The following is a 21,069-nucleotide window of genomic DNA, read 5'->3' as shown; positions in this document are numbered from 1 at the left end:
CTAGGTTTCTTATTAGGAAGGCTGAAAGAAGTCCAACATGCGGGTGTGCTTTAAATGGAAGTTGTTTGTAAGCTTTTCAATGTATGTTTGTCAGTTTTTATATGTTTTTTTCTATAGTAGTGCTGATGTCAACAAGTCTCTAAATTCAGATTGTTTCAGTGGTTTTATCAAAAAACCCAATAATGGCAGCCTCTGTTCAGAGGCCGTTTTTTCAAGCTCATCCAGTTCAGATGTCGTCAGGCTACTGAGAATGATCGCCTGCCTGATCAACCCTCGCTGGCTGGCGAACCGGACCAGATCGAGTCCCGTCAGGTCGGGCAGGCATTGATCGCATAAAAGGATGTCGAACGGTTGGTCGGCCCCGAGCAGTTGCAGCAGGGCGCCTTTGGCGCTGTCGGTTGTCGTCAGCCGGGTGAAGCCATAACTTTCCAGCAGGCATTGAGTGGCTATCAGTTGGAAGGGATGGTCTTCCACCACGAGGATGCGTAGATCGTCTTCGGCCATGGCGCGCACTTCATCTGTCGAACGGAAGGGAGGGCGATTGTTTCGCGAGAGTACCGGGCAAGCGATCAGTTTGCTCGACATGTGCTGTAGGGCAATTCGACGAAACTTGAGTGCAGTTGGATGCTGAAGGGGGTATCAGCCATAACGAATGCCGTAATGGCTGATCAATCGATACACCTCAGTGGCTGGCGCGGCCGGTCATTTCCAAGGCCATGTCACTGGCATAGCTGTCGGTCATGCCGGCGATGAAATCAATCATGCGCAAAAACGAAGTGTGCAACGGGCCGTGAGGATCGGGTGCATTGTTGCCCAGCAGGTCAAGGATGCGGCGGCTCTTGAACGACGGTGTACGCCCATTGTGCTGTTCCAGCGCGGCACCGCAAAAGGCGTTGAGCAGGATTTCCAGCGTGGTGTAGGCGCCGATCTCATGCAGGGTCTTGCGTTTGTCCTGGAAGATTTTCTTGCGGGCCATGTCCTTGGCATTGAGCACGCAACGCTTGGCGGGACCGTGCATGTGTTCCACCAGATCGCCGGGCAGTGTACCGGCCAGCAGCGCATCCTGTTGCTCGACGAAGGCGCGGGCCGCGGCATTGGTCAAGTGCTCGATGGCTTTACCGCGCAGGATAGCCAGTTTGCGTCGGCGCGAATCGTCGGGACCGAGCTGGCGATAGGTCTCCGGTAAGTCATCGCCCACCAGGCCCAACAGCAGGGATTCGACTTCGGCGTATTCCAGCAACTCCATTTCCAGGCCGTCTTCCAGGTCGATCAGCGCATAGCAGATGTCGTCGGCGGCCTCCATCAGGTACACCAGCGGGTGCCGCGCCCAGCGTTGCTCCTCCAGTTGTGGCAGGCCGAGTTTTTGGGCGATCTGTTCCAGCAGTGGCAGCTCGCTCTGATAACAGCCGAACTTGTGTTTCTTGTAGCCCAGCGAGTCGGCGTGCCTGGCCGTCCATGGATACTTCAGGTACGTGCCCAGCGTTGCATAGGTCAGGCGGGTGCCGCCGTCGAACTGGTGATACTCAAGTTGGGTGAGTACCCGAAAGCCTTGGGCATTGCCTTCGAAATTCAGGAAGTCATTGCGCTCGGCTTCACTCATTGCATCCAGCCAGCCACGGCCGGCGGCTTGCTGGAACCAATGGCGGATCGCGTCTTCGCCGGAATGGCCGAACGGCGGGTTGCCGATGTCGTGTGCCAGGCAGGCCGATTGCACCACCATCCCCAGGTCGCTGGGTTCGCACCATTCGGGCAGGGTCCTGCGGATGGTTTCGCCGACGCGCATGCCCAGTGAGCGACCCACACAACTGACTTCCAGCGAGTGGGTCAGGCGCGTATGAATGTGGTCGTTGCTGGACACCGGATGGACCTGGGTCTTGCGCCCGAGACGGCGGAAAGCTCCCGAGAAAATGATGCGGTCGTGGTCTTTGTGAAAAGGGCTGCGGCCGAGTTCTTCCGGGCTGTGCAAAGGTTTTCCGAGGCGTTCGCGGGTAAGCAGGGTATGCCAATCCAAGGCGGGTCACTCCGTCAGGTGTCTGATGGCCTAGCTTCCCGTTTCGCGCCATGACCTGCAAGCGGAACTACAACCCGGCGGCGTTGATATCGAGGCCTCCTTGCAAGATCATTTTCTGGAGGGTGCCTGTTGACCGGGTAGGCGCACAGGATTGCACCCCTCGATAGAGGAGCGCATCCCGTCGACTTTGCAAGCATGCAGCCAGAAAGAAACTGATCAGTCTTTGCGCGAAGAGCCCTGCATGATCAGTTTGATCAGCGGTCCCAGTGTGGTGCCGAGGCGGATCAGCCGGGTCAGACTGCTGAGGCCACCCCCGTTTTTCGCACCCTTGCCGGTCAGAAAGCCCAGCAAGGTGACGGCGGCCACGCCCCAGAGTGGAGCGTGCTTGATGCAGAAGCCGTCCTGCAGGTTTTGCGTCATCCCGCGCACCCGTTGCAAGGGCTGCAGCAGTTGCGAGGATTCGTGGCGGATTTCCTGGCGGTGCATTTCCATGCGCAGGCGGATCAGGGCCTTGCGCATTTCCGTGCGTGAGCTGTTTTGTGGCAATTCAGGCAGGTTCATGGCAGCAGGCGCTCCCGATCGTTGGCCAGCTCTTCCAGGGTGCCATGGAAGGGCGAGGACTCATCGAAAATCGCCGCTCTCAAGCGCATTCCACAGAATATGGCGGCGAGGGAGTAGAACACACAGAGCCCGATGATGGCGGTCAGGCGATACGTGTCCCAGAACACGATAAGCACCAGCGTCGACAGCCCCACCAACAGCAGCAACGCAAACACCAGCGCCAGGCCCGCAAACAGCAAGAGGCTGACGGTGCGGGCTTTTTGTTCCTGCAGTTCGATGCCGAACAGCTCGACATGGCTGTGCAGCAACCCAAGGAAGGCAGCACCCAGGCGCCGCGATGAGGAGCTTGTTCCCGTCACGGACGGGCCGGATTCGCCGATCGACATATCAGCGCCGGCTGGCCAGCAGGCCGATCAGGAAACCCACGCCGGCCGCGATCCCGACGGATTGCCAAGGGTTGGCCTGGACATAGTCTTCCGTGGCGGTGACAGCAGCCTTGCCGCGTTCGCGCAGGGAGTCTTCGGTCAGCTTCAGGGTTTCACGGGCACGCAAGAGACTTTCGTGGATCTGCTCGCGCAACTCGTCGGCCTGATCGCCGGCCAGGGTCGCGGTGTGCTCCAGCAAGCGTTCGGTGTCACTGACCAGTGTCTGAAAGTCGTTCATCAGGATTTCTTGAGCAGTCTTTGCCTGGGGGCGGGCCATGGTGGATCTCCTTAAGTGGCTTTCTGATGCGTTCGAGTATGAGCCTTCGGCGAAGGTTCAGTACAAATGACTGGTACAACTTTTGCTGAGTCGTGGTGCGCCGGTCCGCACCATTGCGCTATTGCCGGGCATGATTTCAGTAAAACCGTAGGACCAACAATCAAAAACTCGCGTAAACGTCCGGGGCGCGTTTTTCCTGGACGGCGTCCGTGCGCCAAAGTGGTTCAACGAGATCAGTGCGCTGATGTCTTGAGGCTGCAACTTGGTGCATGGCCAGTCATCGCGAACTGCTTTGGTGCTTTTTTCTGCCATAAGGTCTGCCCATCCCATGGAAAACCTGCAAAGCGCTGTGGACACCTTGGTCCATAGCTCCAACACGCTGTTCATTCTGATCGGTGCGGTCATGGTTCTGGCCATGCACGCCGGTTTCGCCTTTCTCGAAGTCGGAACCGTGCGACAGAAAAACCAGGTCAATGCGTTGTCGAAAATCCTCAGCGACTTCGCCGTTTCGACACTGGCCTACTTCTTTATAGGCTATTGGATTTCCTATGGCGTGACGTTCATGCAACCAGCGGCGGTGCTCAATGCCGACCATGGTTATGGCCTGGTGAAGTTTTTCTTCCTGCTGACCTTTGCCGCGGCGATCCCGGCGATCATTTCCGGAGGCATCGCCGAGCGCGCCCGGTTTGTTCCCCAGTTGTGTGCAACCGTGTTGATCGTCGCGTTCATCTATCCGTTCTTCGAAGGCATTGTCTGGAACGGCAACCTGGGTCTGCAAGCCTGGTTGCTGGAGCGCTTTGGTGCCGGTTTCCATGACTTCGCAGGATCGGTGGTGGTGCATGCCATGGGCGGTTGGCTGGCACTGGCGGCGGTGTTGTTGCTCGGACCGCGTAATGGCCGCTATCGCGACGGTCGGCTGGTCGCGTTCGCGCCATCGAGCATCCCGTTTCTGGCACTGGGCTCGTGGATCCTGATTGTTGGCTGGTTCGGCTTCAACGTCATGAGCGCGCAAACCCTGCAAGGTGTCAGCGGACTGGTGGCGGTGAATTCGTTGATGGCCATGGTTGGCGGTACGGTGGCGGCGCTGATTGTCGGGCGCAATGACCCTGGCTTTCTGCACAACGGCCCGTTGGCGGGGCTCGTGGCAATCTGTGCCGGTTCCGACCTGATGCATCCTGTGGGGGCGCTGGTCACCGGTGCCGTTGCGGGGGCGCTGTTTGTCTGGTGCTTTACCGCGGCCCAAGGCAAATGGCACATCGACGATGTGTTGGGTGTGTGGCCGTTGCATGGTTTGTGCGGCGTGTGGGGCGGCATTGCCTGCGGCATCTTCGGCCAGACCGCTTTGGGCGGGTTGGGCGGGGTCAGCCTGATCAGCCAGTTGATCGGCACTGCGCTGGGCATCACAGTGGCACTGGCCGGCGGGTTTGCAGTGTATGGCGTGATCAAGGCGCTGCATGGATTGCGCCTGAGTCAGGAAGAGGAGTATTACGGCGCGGACCTGTCGATCCACAAGATCGGCGCCGTGAGCCAGGACTGACTCAGGTCTTTTCATGGTCGGCGGCATCATGGCAGGGGCCGCAATGGCTCGACGGTTTTTCGGGGCAGGCCTAGAATGATCACTTCATTTTCTGGTTGAGCGCTCATGCTTCCCGAATGTCAGCTGTTCGGCACCCTTGGATGCCATCTTTGTGAAGTAGCCGAAGCCATGTTGATGGAATTCGTCGAGCGCGGCCTGCTGGTGGAGCTGGTGGATATCGCTGACGATGAAACATGGTTCGCAGCCTACAGCCTGCGAATTCCGGTGTTGCGGCGAGTCGATACCGGTGCTGAACTGGGCTGGCCTTTCAGTGCCGATCAGGTGGTGGCGTTCCTGGGTTGAGCGGTTTTTGCGTTGGTGGCGTGTCCCGCCTGTCGAACTTTACGATTGATCCCCTTGGCTTATTCGGTGTTGATCGGATACTGTATGTGTATACAGTTATTCGAAGTGCCTGTCTTGCCGTTCCTGATTTTCGGGAGTGAGCAGGCAAGCCCGGGCGTGAGAGGGATGAATCGTGGTCAATGTCGAACAGTTGAAGAATAGCGTGAACCGGATGTCCGCGGACGTCGTGCGCGAGGCTGTCCTTGAGTTGCGCCTGGATGGTCTGGTGACCGAGGGGAAAACGCCCTTCAACAAAACGCATTTCAATACCTGTTTCGCAGAAATCGAAGCCTTGTTTCAACGCGCGGGTTATCACCGGCAACTCGATGTCGTGGGTTATCAGGGATTGTTGTACGCCCTGTATGATCCCGCCCGCTGGGAGGCGGTCGATGTACTGCGCTGGCTCAAGGAGTACACCGAAGCGGCGGCGCGCGCGCGGATCCCGGCTTGAGGAATCTTAGGGGGCGTTCTCAATTAGTTTTCACGCCGCGCCGGGCCTGCTGTTGTGCAGGGCAAGGCGCGAGAAGCGTGGTTTGGTCATTCCAAATAAGCTTCGAGCAACGCAGCCCTGCACAACAGCAGGCCCGGCCCTTCGGGTTGTGCCTTAAAACGGGCCAGGCTGCGTTGCAGGCCTTGGAAAGGGAACAACCATTTCCAGCGGCCTGCGCCTTGCCTGGCCCGCTTTAAGGCGACAACGCGACGGGAAAACTAATTGAGAACGCCCCCTAGGTTCATTCCCCTTGCTGTTGGATAATGCCGCTCTGCACTGAGGTTAGAGCTTTCGTATGTCCACTTCTTCTTTTTCCGCGGCACACAGTCAGGCCAGTACGCTCTACTTGCCACCTGGCCCGTGGCAGACCGTTGTCGATTGCCTGTGTGAGCATTTCAGCGCCATCGGTCGTGAACAATGGCTGGACAGAATTGCCCGTGGCCGGGTCCTCGATGGGCAGGGCATGCCGATTGCCCTCGACCTGGCCTACAGGGAAGGTTTGCGGATTCATTATTTTCGCGAAGTGCCGGATGAAAAACCGATCCCGGTGATCGAGTCGATTCTGTACGCGGATGAGCATCTGGTGGTCGCCGACAAGCCGCATTTCCTGCCGGTGACCCCGGCTGGCGAATACGTCGAACAAACGCTGCTCCGGCGCTTGATCCGTCGCCTGGACAATCCGCACCTGGTGCCATTGCATCGCATCGACCGGCACACCGCGGGGCTGGTGCTGTTTTCCGCCAATCCGCAGACCCGTTCGGCTTATCAGGCGTTGTTTCCAACCCGGCAGATCGAAAAGCGCTACGAGGCCATCGCGAAGGCGCTGCCCAGTCTGGCTTTTCCGTTGGTGCATAAAAGCCGACTGGTCGATGGCGAACCGTTCTTCCGCATGCAGGAAGGCCCGGGGGCCAGCAATACCGAGACGGCGGTCGAAGTCAGGGAGAAACTGGGGGAGCTCTGGCGTTATGGTCTTTACCCGGTGACGGGCAAGAAACATCAGCTACGGGTACATATGGCGGCGTTGGGAGCCGCTATCTGCAACGACCCGTTTTACCCCGAAGTGCTCAAGGATGCGCAGGATGACTACGCCAATCCTTTGAAGTTGCTGGCTCAGGGGCTGAAGTTTATCGATCCGGTCACGGGCCAGGCGCGTGAGTTCGAGAGTGAAATCACCCTGCAATGGTGATCGGGACACGATCCTGAAGCGCTGTTCTCCAGGCATGAAAAAGCCCGCATCAAGCGGGCTTTTCTGTATCCGGCGGCGTCGGGATTACAGCTCCTTGACGGTCCGAATCTGATCTTTGTTGATGCGGGTCTGCTTGCCGTCGAGCTGTTCGAATTCGTAGAAACCGGAATCCTTGTCGAATTGCGGCGTGTCGACGGCCTGGATTTCGCGACCGTCATTCAAGGTGATCACTGTAGGCGATGCACAACCGGCGAGGGTGGCAAGGCCCAGTGCGAGCATGAAAGTGGCGAGGGTCCGTTGAGTCATGAGTTGTGTCTCCGAATAAGAATTCTGTGGTTGCTGAACTTGAGACGTGCAGCGTCCGCGCAAGTTCCTGATCGATATCAGTCTGACACAGTGTCATGACCGCTTAAAAGTTCCGGCGTGTTGAGATTTGCCAGCCGAGGGTCGTTGTCGGGGCATTGCAGCGCGGTCGCACCGAGATTGCGCATCAACCGGCCAGGGCTGCGCTCACCCTCGTTCCAGGCATTTTCGAATGCTGCCCTGTGTAGCACGGGAATCACACACAACAACGGCTCCCAGTGGTGATCATGCCGCACCATCAGCGGCTTGTCCGGATGCAGGTTGGCGGCCTCGCGCATATTGTCGATCAGCGCCGCATCAATGCCCGGAACGTCACAGGGCATGACCAGCAGATGGGTATGGCGAGCAGCTTTCAGGCCTGCGCGAATACCGGCCAGCGGCCCGGGGAAGTCACCTTCATCATCGTGGACCAACTGGTCGGCGTAGGGGGCGTACTTCTCAGGGTTACGATTGCAGGAGATGATCAGGTCATCGGTCAGCGGGCGGGTCTTGCGATGCAGATGCACAATCAGCGGTTCGCCGTGCCAGTCCAGCAAGCCTTTATCCCGCCCACCCATACGTTGGCCGCGGCCGCCCGCCAGGAGCAGAATGGAGCAGGGTGGCAATTGTGAATTCGTGGTCATGGCAAGCCTCCATGGGGGCGGCGAAAAAACAGAGCGCTGTGATATAACACCGGGCTGTTTCTCCTACAACTGGACGAGCCTATGAAAGCCAAGGCTGATGTACCTTTCGCACCGCTGAATATTGCAGTGCTGACTGTCAGCGATACCCGCACACTGGAAACCGACACCTCAGGTCAGGTCTTTGTCGACGGCTTGACCGCTGCCGGTCATTACCTGGCGGCCCGGGTGTTGCTCAAAGATGACCTGTACAAAATTCGCGCGCAAGTCGCCAACTGGATTGCCGACGATGTCGTGCAGGTGGTGCTGATCACCGGCGGCACCGGTTTTACCGGACGTGACAGCACGCCGGAAGCCGTTGCGTGCCTGCTGGACAAACAGGTCGATGGATTTGGTGAGCTGTTCCGCCAGATTTCGGTTGCCGATATCGGTACCTCGACCGTTCAGTCCCGGGCGTTGGCCGGTCTGGCCAACGGCACGCTGGTTTGCTGCTTGCCGGGCTCGACCAATGCTGTGCGCACCGCTTGGGACGGCATTTTGGCCGAGCAGCTGGATGCGCGGCATCGGCCGTGCAATTTCGTGCCTCATTTGAAACAGGCCGCGCCTTGTGAATCCCGTGGGTAAGCCTGGCAAGTCTGGCAGCCTGATGCCTGTCGAGCAGGCGTTGGCGCGCTTGCTGGAAATGGCCGAGGCCTCAAGGATTGTCGAGCGTGAACGCTTGCCGTTGGCGCAGGTACAGGGGCGTGTACTGGCGCAAGATCTGGTATCGACGCTTGATTTGCCGCCCTGGCCCAACAGTGCCATGGATGGTTATGCCTTGCGCATGGTCGACTGGACGGGAGAGCCGTTACCGGTTAGTCAGAAGGTGTTTGCCGGCCAGGCCCCCGATCCGTTGCAGCCAGGAACCTGTGCGCGCATTTTCACCGGGGCGCCTGTTCCCGCCGGTGCCGATTGCGTCGAGATGCAGGAGAACGCCGAGGTTCAGGCCGATGAGCGAGTACGTTTCACTCAAGCCTTGACCCAAGGCCAGAACATCCGTCCGCAAGGCCAGGAAACCACTGTCGGCGAGCTGATTCTGCCAGCAGGTACGCAGATGGGGCCGATCGAGCAAGGATTGGCTGCCTCCCTGGGATGCGCTGAGCTGGAGGTGGTTCGAAAGGTGCGCGTGGCGGTGCTGTCTACCGGCGACGAGTTGATTGAGCCGGGGCAGACCCTGGGGCCAGGACAGATCTACAACAGCAACCGGGTGTTGTTGTGTAGCTGGTTGCAGCGTTTGGGGTGTGAGGTCGTCGACGCGGGAATTCTGCCGGACAATCTGGAAACCACTCGCACCCGATTAGGTGAGTTGAAAGATGTCGACCTGATCCTCTCGACCGGTGGCGTATCGGTGGGGGAAGCCGATTTTCTGGGCATCGCTTTGCGCGAGGAGGGCGAACTGACGCTTTGGAAACTCGCCATCAAGCCCGGTAAACCGCTGACGTTCGGGCATTTTCGCGGTGTGCCGGTGATTGGCTTGCCGGGCAATCCCGCATCGACCCTCGTGACCTTTGCCTTGTTGACCAGGCCCTATCTCTTGCGCCGTCAGGGGGTAATGGACGTTGAGCCGCTGAAGGTGCAGGTGCCGGCAGGGTTTGACTGGCTCCAGCCAGGCAATCGGCGTGAGTATTTGCGCGGACGGCTGGAAAGCGGCAGGGCGACGATCTACAAAAACCAGAGTTCCGGTGTTCTGCGCAGCGCTGCCTGGGCTGATGGACTGGTAGAGGTCCTGGAAGGTCGCACGCTGGTTCAGGGCGATAGCGTTTTCTTCATTCCGCTGAGTGAAGTCCTGAGCTGATAGCTTCAGCGGCGTTGTCACACAAGACCCGGTTGATTGAGTCGGGTCTTGTGTGGGGGGGCCACTCAATGGGCCAGAAGCAATGAAATGACCTGCTCGAAACGGCTATTGGCGATCCAGCCAAGGAGACAGAGGATCACGGCTGTTCCGCAGGCGGAATAGACAAGCCGGTGCCTGATGGACTTGACGTCATCCCGGGCTTCTTCAATGTCCCGGCGTATGCACTTGAGGTGTGTCTCCAGCTCGGTGACGCGAGGTTCCATATCAATTTCTCCCGTGGCTTTTGTGCTGTTGCGGCATTCAGCTCGATGGCCTGTATTTTTGTTATCTGCGAGCGGCAAGACCAGGATGGCCGGTGATGCGAGGTTTTGGTGTTGCATGGCACGTCCTTGTGATGTCCAGCTGGATCCTCAAAGTCTACCAATTCAGATTTTCGGTCAATTGAGCCGATTCCTAACGTTTTGTAAGAAAAGTCCTGCCGTGTGGGGGCCAAGGCTTTCCGACTGGAAATAATTCGATTTCTGGCGACTTTTACCGGAGCCTTCGCGGTCAACATCTCCCAGATGCCATTCAAACCGGGAGTGAGTAATGAGCGATCGCAAGGCGCTATTGATTCTGCATGGCAAGCAAGCGCTCAACGAGGCGGTTCGCACCGCCGTCGAAAGCCAGCGTGAGCGAGGTCGGGAGCTGGCTGTTCGATTGACCTGGGAAGCCGGCGATGCGCAAAGGCTGGTGGGCGAAGCGTTGGCGGCCGGGTATCGATACATCATTGCCGGCGGTGGCGATGGCACCTTGCGCGATATTGCCGAGGCTATGGCGCAGCATTCGATAAAAGCCAGCCTGGTATTGATGCCGCTAGGTACCGCCAATGATTTTGCGCGTGCGGCGGGTGTGTCCCTGGAACCCGATCAGGCGCTGGAGCTGCTCGATAGCGTGCCGACTGCCATTGATCTGGGGGAGGTTGATGGGCAGATATTCTTGAACATGGCGACCGGTGGGTTCGGCAGTCATGTCACAGCGAACACCCCGGAGGATCTGAAGAAAATCCTCGGCGGTGCGGCGTATCTGTTCACCGGCTTGTCACGCTTCAATGAGCTGCATACCGCGTACGGTGAATTGCAGGGGCCGGACTTTCACTGGCGCGGCGATCTGCTGGCACTGGGCATCGGCAATGGTCGGCAGGCCGGAGGCGGGCGGGAATTGTGCCCGCAGGCACTGGTTGATGACGGTTTGCTGGATATCAGCATCCTGCCGGCACCGCAGGAGGTGGTCAGTACTTTGAAAAACCTGCTGACCGAAGGCTTTGGCATCGACAGCATGTTTGTTCGGGCGCGCCTGCCCTGGGTCGAGATCAAGGTTTCGGAAGGGCTGTACATCAACCTTGATGGTGAACCGCTGGAAGGGGACAGCCTGCGTTTCTCGGTTCGCCCGGCGGCTTTACTCGTGCATCTACCTGAGAATTCGCCGTTGTTACGCGACAGTGAAGTGCCTAGTCATCGAGGCTGATGATTTGTTCACGTACGGCAAACAGCACCAGGCCGGCCACATCGTAGATCTGCAAGCGCTTCATGATCTGCGAGCGGTGGGTTTCGACGGTCTTGACGCTCAACCCCAGGCCGTTGGCGATCTCTCGGGTGGATTTTCCGCGAACGATCAACCGCAGGATTTCCAGCTGACGTGCCGTCAGGTTGTGCGAGTCGGCAGGTTCGGGTCGGTGCTTCTGGTTTCGGGTCAGTGCCTGAGTGATCACTGTGTGGGCAATGGCCGGGCTCAGATAGCGCTCGTTGTTGCGCAAGGCTTCCAGCGCGTGCTCGAGTTCGGTCGCCGTGGTGTCCTTGAGCAGGTAGCCATGGGCTCCGGACTCCAGCGCCTGCATGATCAGGGCAGGGTCGGTGTGCATCGAGAGGATCAGGACCTTGCTCTGCGGGCGCACCCGCTTGAGTTGCTGCAAGGCTTCGAGGCCGCCGGTCTGGCGCATCGAAATATCCAGCAGGATAATATCCGGGGAGAGACGCCCAACCATTTCGAGCAGCTGCGAGCCGTCACTGGCCTCACCGATGACGGCATAGCCGGGCAGATCCATTACCAGGGCGCGCACGCCAGCCCTGATCAGCGAGTGGTCATCCACCAGTAGTAAGTTACAAGTCAATGCATAACCTTATTCGAACTGGCCCGTTCGAGCGCACGGGGCGCCCAGGGAAAAAGAGCTTCGATTTGAGTGCCTTTGCCCGGCTCGCTGGTAACGGTCAGTGTGCCGCCCAGTTGATCGATCCGTTCCGACATCCCGGCCATACCGCGCTGCCCTTCACGACCAGGGTCTGTTGCGGGCGCGAAACCCTGACCATCATCGCTGATCTGCAACTTCAGGCCTTGAGGCAGGCGCTGCAGGCATACCAGCAGGTTCTTGGCCTGGGCATGTCGCAGGATGTTGGTGACCGCTTCCTGGGTAATACGGAAAGCTGCCACGGCCATTTCCTCCGGTATGCCGGTCAGGCGCTGCTGGCATTCCAGGCTCCAGTGCACCGGGGTGTTGGCCAGGGTCTTGAGCAGGTGTGCCCGCAGACTGGCTTCCAGCCCAAGGCTGGTCAACTGCCGGGGATTGAGAATGGCGGATACGTCACGAACTTTGGCCAGGGTTTCTTCCAGCGTGTCGCAGAGGACCGCGCATTGTCCCTGGAGCTCTTCGGGCATCCGGCGTTTGAGCCAGTCGCTTTGCAGTTTGGCGGCGGTCAGCAATTGACCGATGTCGTCATGCAGTTCGCGGCTCAGCCGGTGACGCTCGTTTTCCTGGACCTGCAACAGCCGGTCCGCCAGTTCCTGAGGCTGGAATTTGATCGATTTGCGCGAGAGGCAGTACTGCACGGCAACACTGGTCAGCGCCGCAACGTTGAGCACCAGCAATGACAGGGGCAACGGAATGGACAAGCCATGGACCAGCAAGCTGCCGAGGGTCGAGCAGGCACATAGCAACAGCGTGAATAGGCGTGCATTTGCTCGGGAGGGTGGCCACGTGGCGATTGACTTGAGGCTGGCGTGCATAGCGGATGGAGCCAATGGATGTTCGCTGCGGGCTGACCGGTCATGCTGGCTGACAGGCCCCTGTTTTTTTATGTGGAGCGCCGACGAGTTCAGCTGCGAACTGCAGCGACCTGTATTCGGCTGCGATCACACTGCCATTAATTGGCGTCAACTAACAGGCGGCATAGTAGCACCTAAGATACCGTTGGTCGCGTCCGTATGTATGTCCGAAAAGTCAGGAATCCAGTCGTTTTGACGATGCTTCCATAATGGAACAAGTGGGTTGTTGCCGTCGCAAAATGCCAGTTGTTTAAAAGTGTCGCTTATAGCTACGAAGTATTCATTTGCGACGTGTGCGCACTCAAGTTACAGCGCGGTATTGATAACCAAAACACGCCATGCGGCATGGTGTGGAAAGTTCAGGCCTGTCGCTCTGAATAGGATACGAGGGTGAAGGGCCTGGAGTTGACAGGTGGTTGAAACCGGCTTTGCCCGACCTGAAAGGCAAAGGCTTCGATCAGGGTGACCTGCTCGCTGTCGTCGAGACTGAGCTGTCCGGTGGTCTGGTCGATGAGCTCGAGTTGCCAGGCAACCAGGGTCAGGCAGTCTTTCAGGGCACTCAGCGCCTCGTCGTGCAGACACATGGTGTTCTGTGCGTGGTTCAGCAGGCCATGAATATGCAGAGAAAATTCAGACACGGCCGCCAACGCCAGGGCATCAGCCTTGTTGGCCAGCTTGAGCAGTGTGCTGAGCAAACAGTCGATGGCGTCCTTGTCATTGCTGATCAACTGCAGATGACTCAGGCATTCCTCGGTTTTAGCCAGGAGTGTTTCAGCCTCGACAAGAAACCCCGTGAGACGCTGGGCCCACTCTTTACGGTCGTTCGGCATACTTATCTCCACAACGTCATGTCAAATGAGGGGATATCGTGTGTGTCGACGAGGGCGGTCGGAACTCCGGCATTACCGAGTCGTCGGATGAACGAGTAGCGGCTGGCCCGGAAACAGGCTGGGGGACACGAGAGGGTGGTTGGCCACTGACTTGCGATCGCACACAAAAGCCTGACTCCGTTCATGCAATGAGAATGGCGTCACATTAATGGCTATCGGATATTGCGAATATCAGGTTGCGCCTGATTATTGATAGGGGAATCCCTTACGCAGTGGAACTTTTCGCTCGAACAATGGTCGCGGGGCGCAGAAGTGCAGCAGATGTAATCACCGCGCCAGTAAAGCATGATGTTAATGTGACATCAATGGCCGGGCGTGGCATTTTAGAGAGGGTCAAGCTTCGGCAAAAACAGCCGATAACCTTCCTTGAGTGAATTCATCCGAACAAGACCTGGAGTCATTGATGGCCGGCATTCTCGACACGGTAGACCAACGCACGCAACTGGTGGGTGAGAATCGCCTGGAAATTCTCATGTTCCGGCTCGCCGGACGGCAATTGTTCGCGATCAACGTCTTTAAAGTACAGGAAGTCCTGCAGCTGCCAAAGTTGACGCTGATGCCGCAGCGGCATCCTTTTGTGTGCGGCGTGGTCAACCTGCGTGGCCAGACCCTGCCGGTGATCGACCTTTCCCAGGCCATTGGCATGCGCCCGCTGGTGCCGGGGCCTGGCAGCACGATTATCGTCACCGAATACAACCGTTCGGTTCAGGCCTTCCTGGTCGGTGGCGTGGACCGGATCGTCAACATGAACTGGGAAGCCATCCTGCCGCCCCCGAGCAGCGCCGGCCGCCAGCACTACCTGACGGCCATCAGCAAGGTCGATGATCAACTGGTGGAAATCATCGACGTCGAAAAGGTTCTGGCCGAAATCGTCCCGTACAACGCCAAAGTCTCCCGCGACAAGCTCGAAGATCCGGTGCTGGAACGTGCCCGTGGCCGTGAGGTGCTGCTGGTGGATGACTCGAACGTGGCCCTGGCGCAATTGCGCGATACCCTGGGACAGCTGGGCGTGAAGATGCATATTGCCAGCGACGGGTTGAAGGCCTTGAACATGCTCAAGGCCTGGGCTGATACCGGCGTGGACATGACCGAAAAACTGCTGATGGTCTTCACCGATGCGGAAATGCCGGAAATGGATGGCTATCGCCTGACCACCGAGATCCGTAACGACCCGCGCCTGCGCGGCTTGTACGTGGTGCTGCACACCTCGCTGTCCGGCAGCTTCAACGACTCGATGGTGAAGAAGGTCGGCTGCGACAATTTCCTCTCCAAATTCCAGCCGGACAAACTCGTCGACGTGGTGCGCCAGCGTTTGATGCTCGACGAAGTACCGGCCTGATCAGGCCATGGTCAACCTGTAGGATGTAGGAGCGAGCTCGCTCGCGATGGTCTTGAACGATAACGCGTAAAACCAGATGCCCGGCGGCGTCCTTGGGTTTTTCGCGAGCGAGCTCGCTCCTGCAGGGTTTTTGCACTTTGATTCGCTGACCAAGCTCGTATAGGGTGGCGTTTTTACCTACCAGGGAGCTGGCCATGTTGCGTCTGAGCGCGCTGTATCGTTATCCGTTGAAATCCGGCAAAGGCGAGGTCTTGCAGCAAGTCGGCCTCGACAAGCTGGGGCTGGACGGCGATCGACGCTGGATGCTGGTGGATGAGGCCAGCGGGCGTTTCCTGACCCAGCGTGCGGTGGCGCAGATGAGCCAGTTGTCGGCGCTGTGGAATGCCGAAGGTGGCTTGACCCTCAGCGCGCCCGGCCAATCGCCGATCGACATTGCTGTGCCCGGTAACGATGCAGAACTGCGTGGCGTGACGATCTGGCGCGATACCTTGCGCGTCCCCGATGCAGGCGATGAAGCAGGGGCCTGGGTCAGCCAGTTCATCGGCAAACCGACACGCCTGGTGCAAGTGCCACTGGATCGGGCGCGGATGACGGAAGCTGGCTACGGCAAGGATGACGACCAGGTGGCGTTCGCCGACGGCTATCCGCTGTTGCTGATTGGTCAGGCCTCCCTCGAGGACTTGTCGCAACGGGTCGGGCGTCCGTTGGAGATGCTGCGTTTCCGGCCAAATCTGGTGATCGAAGGCAGTGCAGCCTTCGCCGAGGACGGCTGGAAGCGTATCCGTATCGGCGAGGTCGAGTTCCGCGTGGTCAAGTCCTGTTCACGCTGCATCCTGACCACCATTGACCCGCAAACCGGGGAGCGCAGCGATGATCGCGAACCCTTGGCCACGTTGCAGAAGTATCGCTCGCAGGCAGACGGTGCAATGTTCGGCCAGAACCTGGTCAACGACGGCAACGGACGACTCGAAGTCGGCATGCCGGTGGAGATCCTCGAGTAATTTTGCGCAGAATAAAAAATGCCCGTGTCGAAAAACACGGGCATTTTTTATTGCAGTGAAGCCTGCGGGTTTTAGCCGCGGTATTCGCACAGGTAAGCGGTGTCGACGGCGACTTTCAGCTGGAACTTGCTGTTGGCCGGCACGTTGAACTGGCTGCCGGCGGCGAAGGTTTCCCAGTCGCTGCTGTCGGGCAGTTTGACGGTCAATGCGCCGCTGACCACGTGCATGATTTCACGCTGGCTGGTGCCGAATTCGTACTCGCCCGGAGCCATGACGCCGATGGTCGCTGGACCTTCTGCGGTGCCAAAGGCGATCGACTTGACGGTGCCGTCGAAGTACTCGTTGACTTTAAACATGGGCGATTCCTCGAAAAGGGCTAAAAAGGGCTGGCCAGTATGCACAAGGCCCTTGGCGTCGTCACCTGTCTAAAGCGGCAGAACCAGCGGCAGCAGGCGTGCGGTATTGCGCGCATCTTCCAGCGCCCGGTGTTGTTGGCCGTTGAACTGCAAGCCGGCCAGTTGCAACGCGCCGTTTAATCCCAACGGACGTTCCAGGCGCCTGGCCTTGGCAAAACGCTGTTTGAGGTTCATGTGCGGTACGTTGGCCAGCATGCTGGCGAGTCCCAGTTGCTGCCAATCCTGAAGCAGTTGCTTGCGATCGTAATCGCCCCAACTGGCCCAGCCCTCAAGTCGCGTGTGGTGTTGGCCGAGCCAACGTTCGAACGCCGGCCAGACTTCGCCCAGCGGTTGCGCGGCATCGATGTTGGCTTGGGTGATGTGCGTCAGCTCGCGGCAAAACGGCGTCAGCAACGGCCGCCGAACAGGGCGGACGAAGCGCTGGAACTGGTCCAGTTCACGCCCCTTGCGGTCCACCAGAGTGGCGCCGATTTCAATGATTTCCATATCTGTTACGGGCCATCCACCCTCATCGGTGGTGGCCTCCAGATCAATGACCAGCCAATGAGGCATTGCAGGGTTCCTGGTATCCGCATCCTGATAGCTTTGAGCGTAGCCAAACCCGGCGGTTCCGCCTAGCGCCTTATTCGACCTCCAATAGAATCTGCCGGTTTTTCACCTGATCCCCGACTTTCACTTGCAAGCGCTTGAGAACACCGTCGATGCCCGATTTCAATGGGTGCTCCATTTTCATCGCCTCCAGTACCACCAGCAGTTGGCCCTTGGTCACCTGGCTGCCTTCGTTGACCAGGACGTCGACAATCGCCCCGTCCATCGGTGCCTTGAGGGTGCCGGAGCTGACACTGGCCTGGCCGGTAACCTGCACCTGGGTGCGATCCACGAACTGCAGACTGCCCGGTCGGGTGAACAGCCAAAGACGCCCGGCCTCCAGGCGATAAGCGTGGCGTTGGCGAACGCCTTCGATATCCAGGGTGGCCCAGCGTCCGTCGCTGTGGATGATCTTCAGTTCGAGGCTGCGCTCGGCGACCTGAATGCGTAACGGCTCGCCCGGGATCGCCTGCAACGCTACCGGCCAGTCCTGATCCTCAAGGCCGATGCGATAGTGCAGCGGCACGCTGGCGTTGTTGCGCCAACCGCCAAGCGGGGACAGGTGAGCCTGCGCCGCAGCCTGATAGAACAGGGCGGCGGCGATGGCCAAGTGGTGCGCGCCAGGGGTTTCGGGATGCAGGCAGGCGTGATCGGTGAAGTGCTGCGCGATGAACCCGGTACTGAAATCACCGCTGGCGAACTGCGGATGTTCCAGCAGGCTGGCAAGCAGGCGTTGATTGCTTTTCAGCCCCAGCAGCACGCTGTCTTGGACCGCCCGCAACAATTTGCGACGGGCTTCTTCGCGGGTGGCACCGTGAGCGATGAGCTTGCCGAGCATCGGGTCGTAGAAAGGGCTGATGACCTGGCCTTCGATCAGGCCGTGGTCGATCCGCACGCCGTCCTGCAATGCCGGTTCCCAGGCCACGACGCGCCCGGTTTGCGGCAGGAAACCCTGGGCCGGGTCTTCGGCATACAGGCGCACTTCCATGGCGTGGCCCGTGAGTTGCACCTGTTCCTGACGCAAAGGCAGCGGTTGCCCTTCGGCGATGCTCAACTGCCAGGCCACCAGATCCAGCCCGGTGATCAGTTCGGTCACCGGGTGCTCCACTTGCAGCCGGGTGTTCATCTCCAGGAAGTAGAACTGCCCGCGCGCATCCAGCAAAAACTCCACGGTGCCCGCGCCGACGTACTTTACCGCTCGCCCGGCCTTGAGCGCCGCTTCGCCCATGGCCTGGCGCAGCTCGGCGGTCATCACCGGGCAGGGCGCTTCCTCGATGACTTTCTGATGCCGGCGCTGCACTGAACAATCGCGCTCGCCGAGGTAAATCAGGTTGCCATGCCGGTCACCGAACAGCTGGACCTCGACGTGACGGGGTTCGACCAGTGCCTGTTCGAGGATCAGTTCACCGCTGCCAAAACCGTTCAGGGCTTCGGAGCGCGCGGTGCGAATCTGCTCCAGCAAGTCGCTGGCGTCGTGCACCAGGCGCATACCGCGTCCCCCGCCGCCGGCGCTGGCCTTGATCATCAACGGATAGCCGATGCGCTCGGCTTCACGGCCCAGGGTGGCATCGTCCTGCCCGGCGCCTTGATAGCCGTTGATGCACGGCACACCGGCTTCGATCATGGCGATTTTCGACAGGCGCTTGCTGCCCATCAGTTCAATGGCCTCGGGGCTGGGGCCGATGAAGGTGATGCCAGCGTCCCTGCACGCGAGGGCAAACCCGGCGTTTTCCGAAAGGAAACCGTAGCCCGGATGGATCGCATCCGCGCCCGTGCGCCGGGCTGCGTCGAGGATGGCCTGGATGTTCAGGTAAGACTGTTGCACCGGGGCCGGACCGATGTTGACCGCCTCGTCGGCTATCCGCACGTGCAGTGCATCGGCGTCAGCGTCGCTGAACACGGCGACCGTGCGATAGCCCAGCGTCTGGGCCGTGCGCTGGATGCGGCAGGCGATTTCACCGCGGTTGGCGATGAGGATTTTTTTGAGTCCGGGCATGGGTAGGCTCTCTGATTTTTAGCGGTGTCTGGTCGGGCCTCATCGCGAGCAAGCTCGCTCCCACAGGGTTTATGAACGGCATAAATCCAAGGTGGGAGCGAGCTTGCTCGCGATGCTTTTCAGGAGGCCCACCCCGGTTTGCGTTTTTGCACGAAGGCCATCGTTCCCTCGATGCCTTCGGCTCCGGTCACCGCTTCGCTGAACCATTCGGCAGCCTGATCCAGTAGGGCATCGGAGGGCTGACCCGCACTTGCGAGCAAGAGTTTCTTGGTCGCCGCATTCGCCCCCGGCGCGCAACACAACACATGGGCCAACACCTCATCGAGACGTTCGGCCAGGGCCTGCGGATCATGTTCGACAAAATGCACCAGGCCCATGCGCCGTGCCTGGTGGCCATCAAAACGCGCCGCCGTCAGGGCCAGGCGCCGGGTCTGGGTCAAGCCGATGCGTTGCACCACGAACGGTACGATCTGGGCCGGCAACAGGCCGAGACTGGTTTCCGGCAGGCCGAATTGCGCCTGGTGATCGGCCAGGGCGATATCGCTGACACAGGCCAGGCCGAGACCGCCGCCGAGCACCGCGCCCTGCAGCACGGTAATCACCACTTGCGGAGCGTGTTGCACTTCTTGCAATAGCGTGCCGAACACCCGGTTCAGATCCCGGTGCGCAGTTGGGCCTTGAGCGCGGGCGTTGGCCATGTCCTTGATGTCACCGCCGGCACAGAAGTGCCCGCCGACGCCGCCGATCACCAGTGCGCGAACCCCTGGTTTATCGCGTACCGCGGCCAGCACCGAGCGCAACTCGGCGACCATTTGCAAGCTCATCGCATTGCGGCTTTCGGGGCGGTTGAGGGTGATGTGCAACACGCCGTTGTGCAGCTCCAGCAGCAAAGTCTGGCAAACCGGCAGGCTGTTCATTTCTTTTTCCCCGGCAGAATGCCCATGAGTTTGCAGATGATCCCCAGCATGATTTCGTCGGCGCCGCCGCCGATCGACACCAGCCGTACATCGCGGTAAGCCCGGGCCACCGGGTTGTCCCACATGAAGCCCATGCCGCCCCAGTATTGCAGGCAACTGTCACTGACTTCGCGGCCCAGCCGCCCGGCCTTGAGCTTGGCCATGGAGGCCAGGCGCGTGACGTCCTGGCCTTTGATGTATTGCTCGGTGGCTTGATAGACCAGCGCCCGCAGGCATTCGATTTCGGTTTGCAGTTCCGCCAGGCGGAAGTGGATCACCTGATTGTCGATCAGCGCGTTGCCGAAGGTTTTGCGCTCCTTGCAGTATTCAATGGTGCTGTCGACGCAGTACTCCAGGCCCTTGATCATGTTGGCCGCGCCGAACAGGCGTTCCTCCTGGAACTGCAGCATCTGCATCATGAACCCCGCGCCTTCATGGCCGATGCGGTTGCGCTGCGGTACGCGCACGTTGTCGAAAAACACCTGGGCGGTTTCCGAGCTGCGCATGCCGAGCTTGTCCAGGTGCGAGCTCAAGCTGATGCCCGGTGTGTTCATCGGCACCATGATCAGCGACTTGTTGATGTGCGGTTTGTCGTCCGAGGTGTTGGCTAGCAGACAGATGAAGTCGGCGCTCGGCGAGTTGGTGATCCACATCTTGCTGCCGTTGATCACGTAGTCGTCGCCGTCCTTGCGCGCCGTGGTTTTAAGCCCGGCAACGTCAGAGCCGGCGCCGACTTCGGAGACGCCGATGCAGCCGACCTGCTCACCGCTGATGGCCGGGCGCAGGAACTCCTCGCGCAGTTCATCGGAACCGAACCGAGCCAGCGCAGGCGTGCACATGTCGGTCTGCACGCCGATGGACATCGGAATGCCACCGCAATGGATGGTGCCGAACTCTTCGGCGGCGACGATCGAATAGCTGTAGTCGAGCCCCATGCCGCCGAATTTTTCCGGTTTCGAAATACCCAGCAATCCGAGGTCGCCGGCCTTGCGGAAGATATCGTGGATGGGGAAGCGCCCGGCCTTTTCCCATTCCTCGACATGCGGGTTGATCTCGTGCTCGACGAACTGGCGAACGGTGCGGCGCAGTGCTTCGTGTTCCTGGGTGAAGATCATTTTTA

25 protein-coding genes are annotated in these 21,069 nt (G+C 59.4%); 9 read left to right on the top strand and 16 right to left on the bottom strand.

Translation table 11 applies throughout. The annotated features are described in order from the left end of the window. Nucleotides 1-111: 111 nt before the first annotated feature. From PSJE_RS09415 to PSJE_RS09395, 5 genes are all read right to left on the bottom strand, one after another. Nucleotides 112-504, bottom strand: a complete 393-nt coding sequence (locus PSJE_RS09415) for a response regulator (RefSeq protein ID WP_090457052.1) — start codon at nt 502-504, stop codon at nt 112-114. Nucleotides 505-682: 178 nt separating this feature from the next. After that, a complete protein-coding gene (locus PSJE_RS09410; RefSeq protein ID WP_057713833.1) occupies nt 683-2,011 on the bottom strand; it encodes a deoxyguanosinetriphosphate triphosphohydrolase in 1,329 nt (442 codons plus the stop codon). A 216-nt stretch (nt 2,012-2,227) separates the two neighbouring features. Further along, a complete protein-coding gene (locus PSJE_RS09405) occupies nt 2,228-2,572 on the bottom strand; it encodes a hypothetical protein (protein ID WP_090457050.1) in 345 nt (114 codons plus the stop codon). After that, the gene (locus PSJE_RS09400; RefSeq protein ID WP_057713835.1) at nt 2,569-2,958 is read right to left on the bottom strand and encodes a phage holin family protein; all 390 of its coding nucleotides are present in this window, start codon (nt 2,956-2,958) and stop codon (nt 2,569-2,571) included. The genes PSJE_RS09405 and PSJE_RS09400 overlap by 4 nt, the downstream gene beginning before the upstream one ends. Before the next feature lies 1 nt (nt 2,959). Continuing rightward, entirely contained in the window at nt 2,960-3,274 is a 315-nt protein-coding gene (locus tag PSJE_RS09395) for an ElaB/YgaM/YqjD family protein (protein WP_057713836.1), read from the bottom strand. 328 nt (nt 3,275-3,602) lie between these two features. On the opposite strand from PSJE_RS09395, the gene PSJE_RS09390 reads away from it, so the two are divergent. The 4 genes from PSJE_RS09390 (at nt 3,603) to PSJE_RS09375 (ending at nt 6,868) form a co-directional block, all read left to right on the top strand. Beyond that, nucleotides 3,603-4,811 (top strand): ammonium transporter, encoded by a 1,209-nt coding sequence (locus PSJE_RS09390; protein WP_090457048.1) that lies wholly within the window; start codon nt 3,603-3,605, stop codon nt 4,809-4,811. Nucleotides 4,812-4,916: 105 nt separating this feature from the next. Beyond that, the gene (locus PSJE_RS09385; RefSeq protein WP_057713838.1) at nt 4,917-5,153 is read left to right on the top strand and encodes a glutaredoxin family protein; all 237 of its coding nucleotides are present in this window, start codon (nt 4,917-4,919) and stop codon (nt 5,151-5,153) included. 172 nt (nt 5,154-5,325) lie between these two features. Then, nucleotides 5,326-5,643, top strand: coding sequence for a transcriptional regulator (locus PSJE_RS09380; RefSeq protein ID WP_090457046.1), 318 nt, complete (start codon nt 5,326-5,328; stop codon nt 5,641-5,643). A gap of 334 nt (nt 5,644-5,977) precedes the next feature. Continuing rightward, nucleotides 5,978-6,868, top strand: a complete 891-nt coding sequence (locus tag PSJE_RS09375; protein ID WP_090457044.1) for a pseudouridine synthase — start codon at nt 5,978-5,980, stop codon at nt 6,866-6,868. 84 nt (nt 6,869-6,952) lie between these two features. Here the strand turns inward: PSJE_RS09375 and PSJE_RS09370 are convergent, their stop codons facing one another. Both PSJE_RS09370 and mobA read right to left on the bottom strand, forming a co-directional pair. Next, nucleotides 6,953-7,174 (bottom strand): YgdI/YgdR family lipoprotein, encoded by a 222-nt coding sequence (locus PSJE_RS09370; RefSeq protein ID WP_090457042.1) that lies wholly within the window; start codon nt 7,172-7,174, stop codon nt 6,953-6,955. 77 nt (nt 7,175-7,251) lie between these two features. Beyond that, nucleotides 7,252-7,854, bottom strand: coding sequence for a molybdenum cofactor guanylyltransferase MobA (gene mobA, locus PSJE_RS09365; protein ID WP_090457040.1), 603 nt, complete (start codon nt 7,852-7,854; stop codon nt 7,252-7,254). A gap of 81 nt (nt 7,855-7,935) precedes the next feature. Between mobA and moaB the strand changes: the two genes are divergently transcribed. Beyond that, a complete protein-coding gene (moaB, locus tag PSJE_RS09360; RefSeq protein WP_090457038.1) occupies nt 7,936-8,475 on the top strand; it encodes a molybdenum cofactor biosynthesis protein B in 540 nt (179 codons plus the stop codon). Next, nucleotides 8,459-9,685, top strand: a complete 1,227-nt coding sequence (locus tag PSJE_RS09355; protein WP_090457036.1) for a molybdopterin molybdotransferase MoeA — start codon at nt 8,459-8,461, stop codon at nt 9,683-9,685. Before moaB ends, PSJE_RS09355 begins: the two co-directional genes overlap by 17 nt. Nucleotides 9,686-9,750: 65 nt before the next feature. Here the strand turns inward: PSJE_RS09355 and PSJE_RS31575 are convergent, their stop codons facing one another. Continuing rightward, complete coding sequence (locus tag PSJE_RS31575; protein WP_224795438.1) at nt 9,751-10,065, bottom strand: hypothetical protein; 315 nt, start codon at nt 10,063-10,065, stop codon at nt 9,751-9,753. Between the two features lie 208 nt (nt 10,066-10,273). Between PSJE_RS31575 and yegS the strand changes: the two genes are divergently transcribed. Further along, complete coding sequence (gene yegS, locus PSJE_RS09345; RefSeq protein ID WP_090457034.1) at nt 10,274-11,191, top strand: lipid kinase YegS; 918 nt, start codon at nt 10,274-10,276, stop codon at nt 11,189-11,191. On the opposite strand, the gene PSJE_RS09340 is transcribed toward yegS, so the two are convergent. The 3 genes from PSJE_RS09340 to PSJE_RS09330 all read right to left on the bottom strand — a co-directional run bounded on the left by PSJE_RS09340 (nt 11,175) and on the right by PSJE_RS09330 (nt 13,593). Next, on the bottom strand, nt 11,175-11,834 hold the full coding sequence (locus PSJE_RS09340; protein ID WP_057713845.1) for a response regulator transcription factor: 660 nt from the start codon (nt 11,832-11,834) through the stop codon (nt 11,175-11,177). The two genes, yegS and PSJE_RS09340, sit on opposite strands and share 17 nt — an antisense overlap. Further along, a complete protein-coding gene (locus PSJE_RS09335) occupies nt 11,831-12,724 on the bottom strand; it encodes a sensor histidine kinase (protein WP_057713846.1) in 894 nt (297 codons plus the stop codon). Before PSJE_RS09335 ends, PSJE_RS09340 begins: the two co-directional genes overlap by 4 nt. A 398-nt stretch (nt 12,725-13,122) precedes the next feature. Next, nucleotides 13,123-13,593: a hypothetical protein gene (locus PSJE_RS09330; RefSeq protein ID WP_057713847.1), complete on the bottom strand. Its 471-nt coding sequence runs from the start codon at nt 13,591-13,593 to the stop codon at nt 13,123-13,125. 463 nt (nt 13,594-14,056) lie between these two features. On the opposite strand from PSJE_RS09330, the gene PSJE_RS09325 reads away from it, so the two are divergent. Both PSJE_RS09325 and PSJE_RS09320 read left to right on the top strand, forming a co-directional pair. Next, entirely contained in the window at nt 14,057-14,992 is a 936-nt protein-coding gene (locus PSJE_RS09325; protein WP_007973464.1) for a chemotaxis protein CheV, read from the top strand. 194 nt (nt 14,993-15,186) lie between these two features. Beyond that, nucleotides 15,187-15,993, top strand: a complete 807-nt coding sequence (locus tag PSJE_RS09320; protein ID WP_090457032.1) for an MOSC domain-containing protein — start codon at nt 15,187-15,189, stop codon at nt 15,991-15,993. Nucleotides 15,994-16,064: 71 nt separating this feature from the next. Here PSJE_RS09320 and ppnP read toward each other — a convergent pair whose 3' ends face one another. The 5 genes from ppnP to atuD form a co-directional block, all read right to left on the bottom strand. Further along, the gene (ppnP, locus tag PSJE_RS09315; protein WP_007940055.1) at nt 16,065-16,349 is read right to left on the bottom strand and encodes a pyrimidine/purine nucleoside phosphorylase; all 285 of its coding nucleotides are present in this window, start codon (nt 16,347-16,349) and stop codon (nt 16,065-16,067) included. A gap of 69 nt (nt 16,350-16,418) precedes the next feature. Further along, complete coding sequence (locus PSJE_RS09310; protein WP_057713849.1) at nt 16,419-16,961, bottom strand: 3'-5' exonuclease; 543 nt, start codon at nt 16,959-16,961, stop codon at nt 16,419-16,421. A gap of 70 nt (nt 16,962-17,031) precedes the next feature. Beyond that, on the bottom strand, nt 17,032-18,993 hold the full coding sequence (locus PSJE_RS09305) for an acetyl-CoA carboxylase biotin carboxylase subunit (RefSeq protein ID WP_090457030.1): 1,962 nt from the start codon (nt 18,991-18,993) through the stop codon (nt 17,032-17,034). Nucleotides 18,994-19,112: 119 nt separating this feature from the next. Continuing rightward, complete coding sequence (locus tag PSJE_RS09300; protein WP_090457028.1) at nt 19,113-19,910, bottom strand: enoyl-CoA hydratase/isomerase family protein; 798 nt, start codon at nt 19,908-19,910, stop codon at nt 19,113-19,115. Beyond that, nucleotides 19,907-21,064 (bottom strand): citronellyl-CoA dehydrogenase, encoded by a 1,158-nt coding sequence (atuD, locus tag PSJE_RS09295; RefSeq protein WP_057713852.1) that lies wholly within the window; start codon nt 21,062-21,064, stop codon nt 19,907-19,909. The genes PSJE_RS09300 and atuD overlap by 4 nt, the downstream gene beginning before the upstream one ends. Nucleotides 21,065-21,069 lie beyond the last annotated feature (5 nt).

Source organism: Pseudomonas jessenii (assembly GCF_002236115.1).
Lineage (GTDB): Bacteria > Pseudomonadota > Gammaproteobacteria > Pseudomonadales > Pseudomonadaceae > Aquipseudomonas > Aquipseudomonas jessenii.
This window is presented reverse-complemented; position numbering and strand designations above follow the sequence as displayed.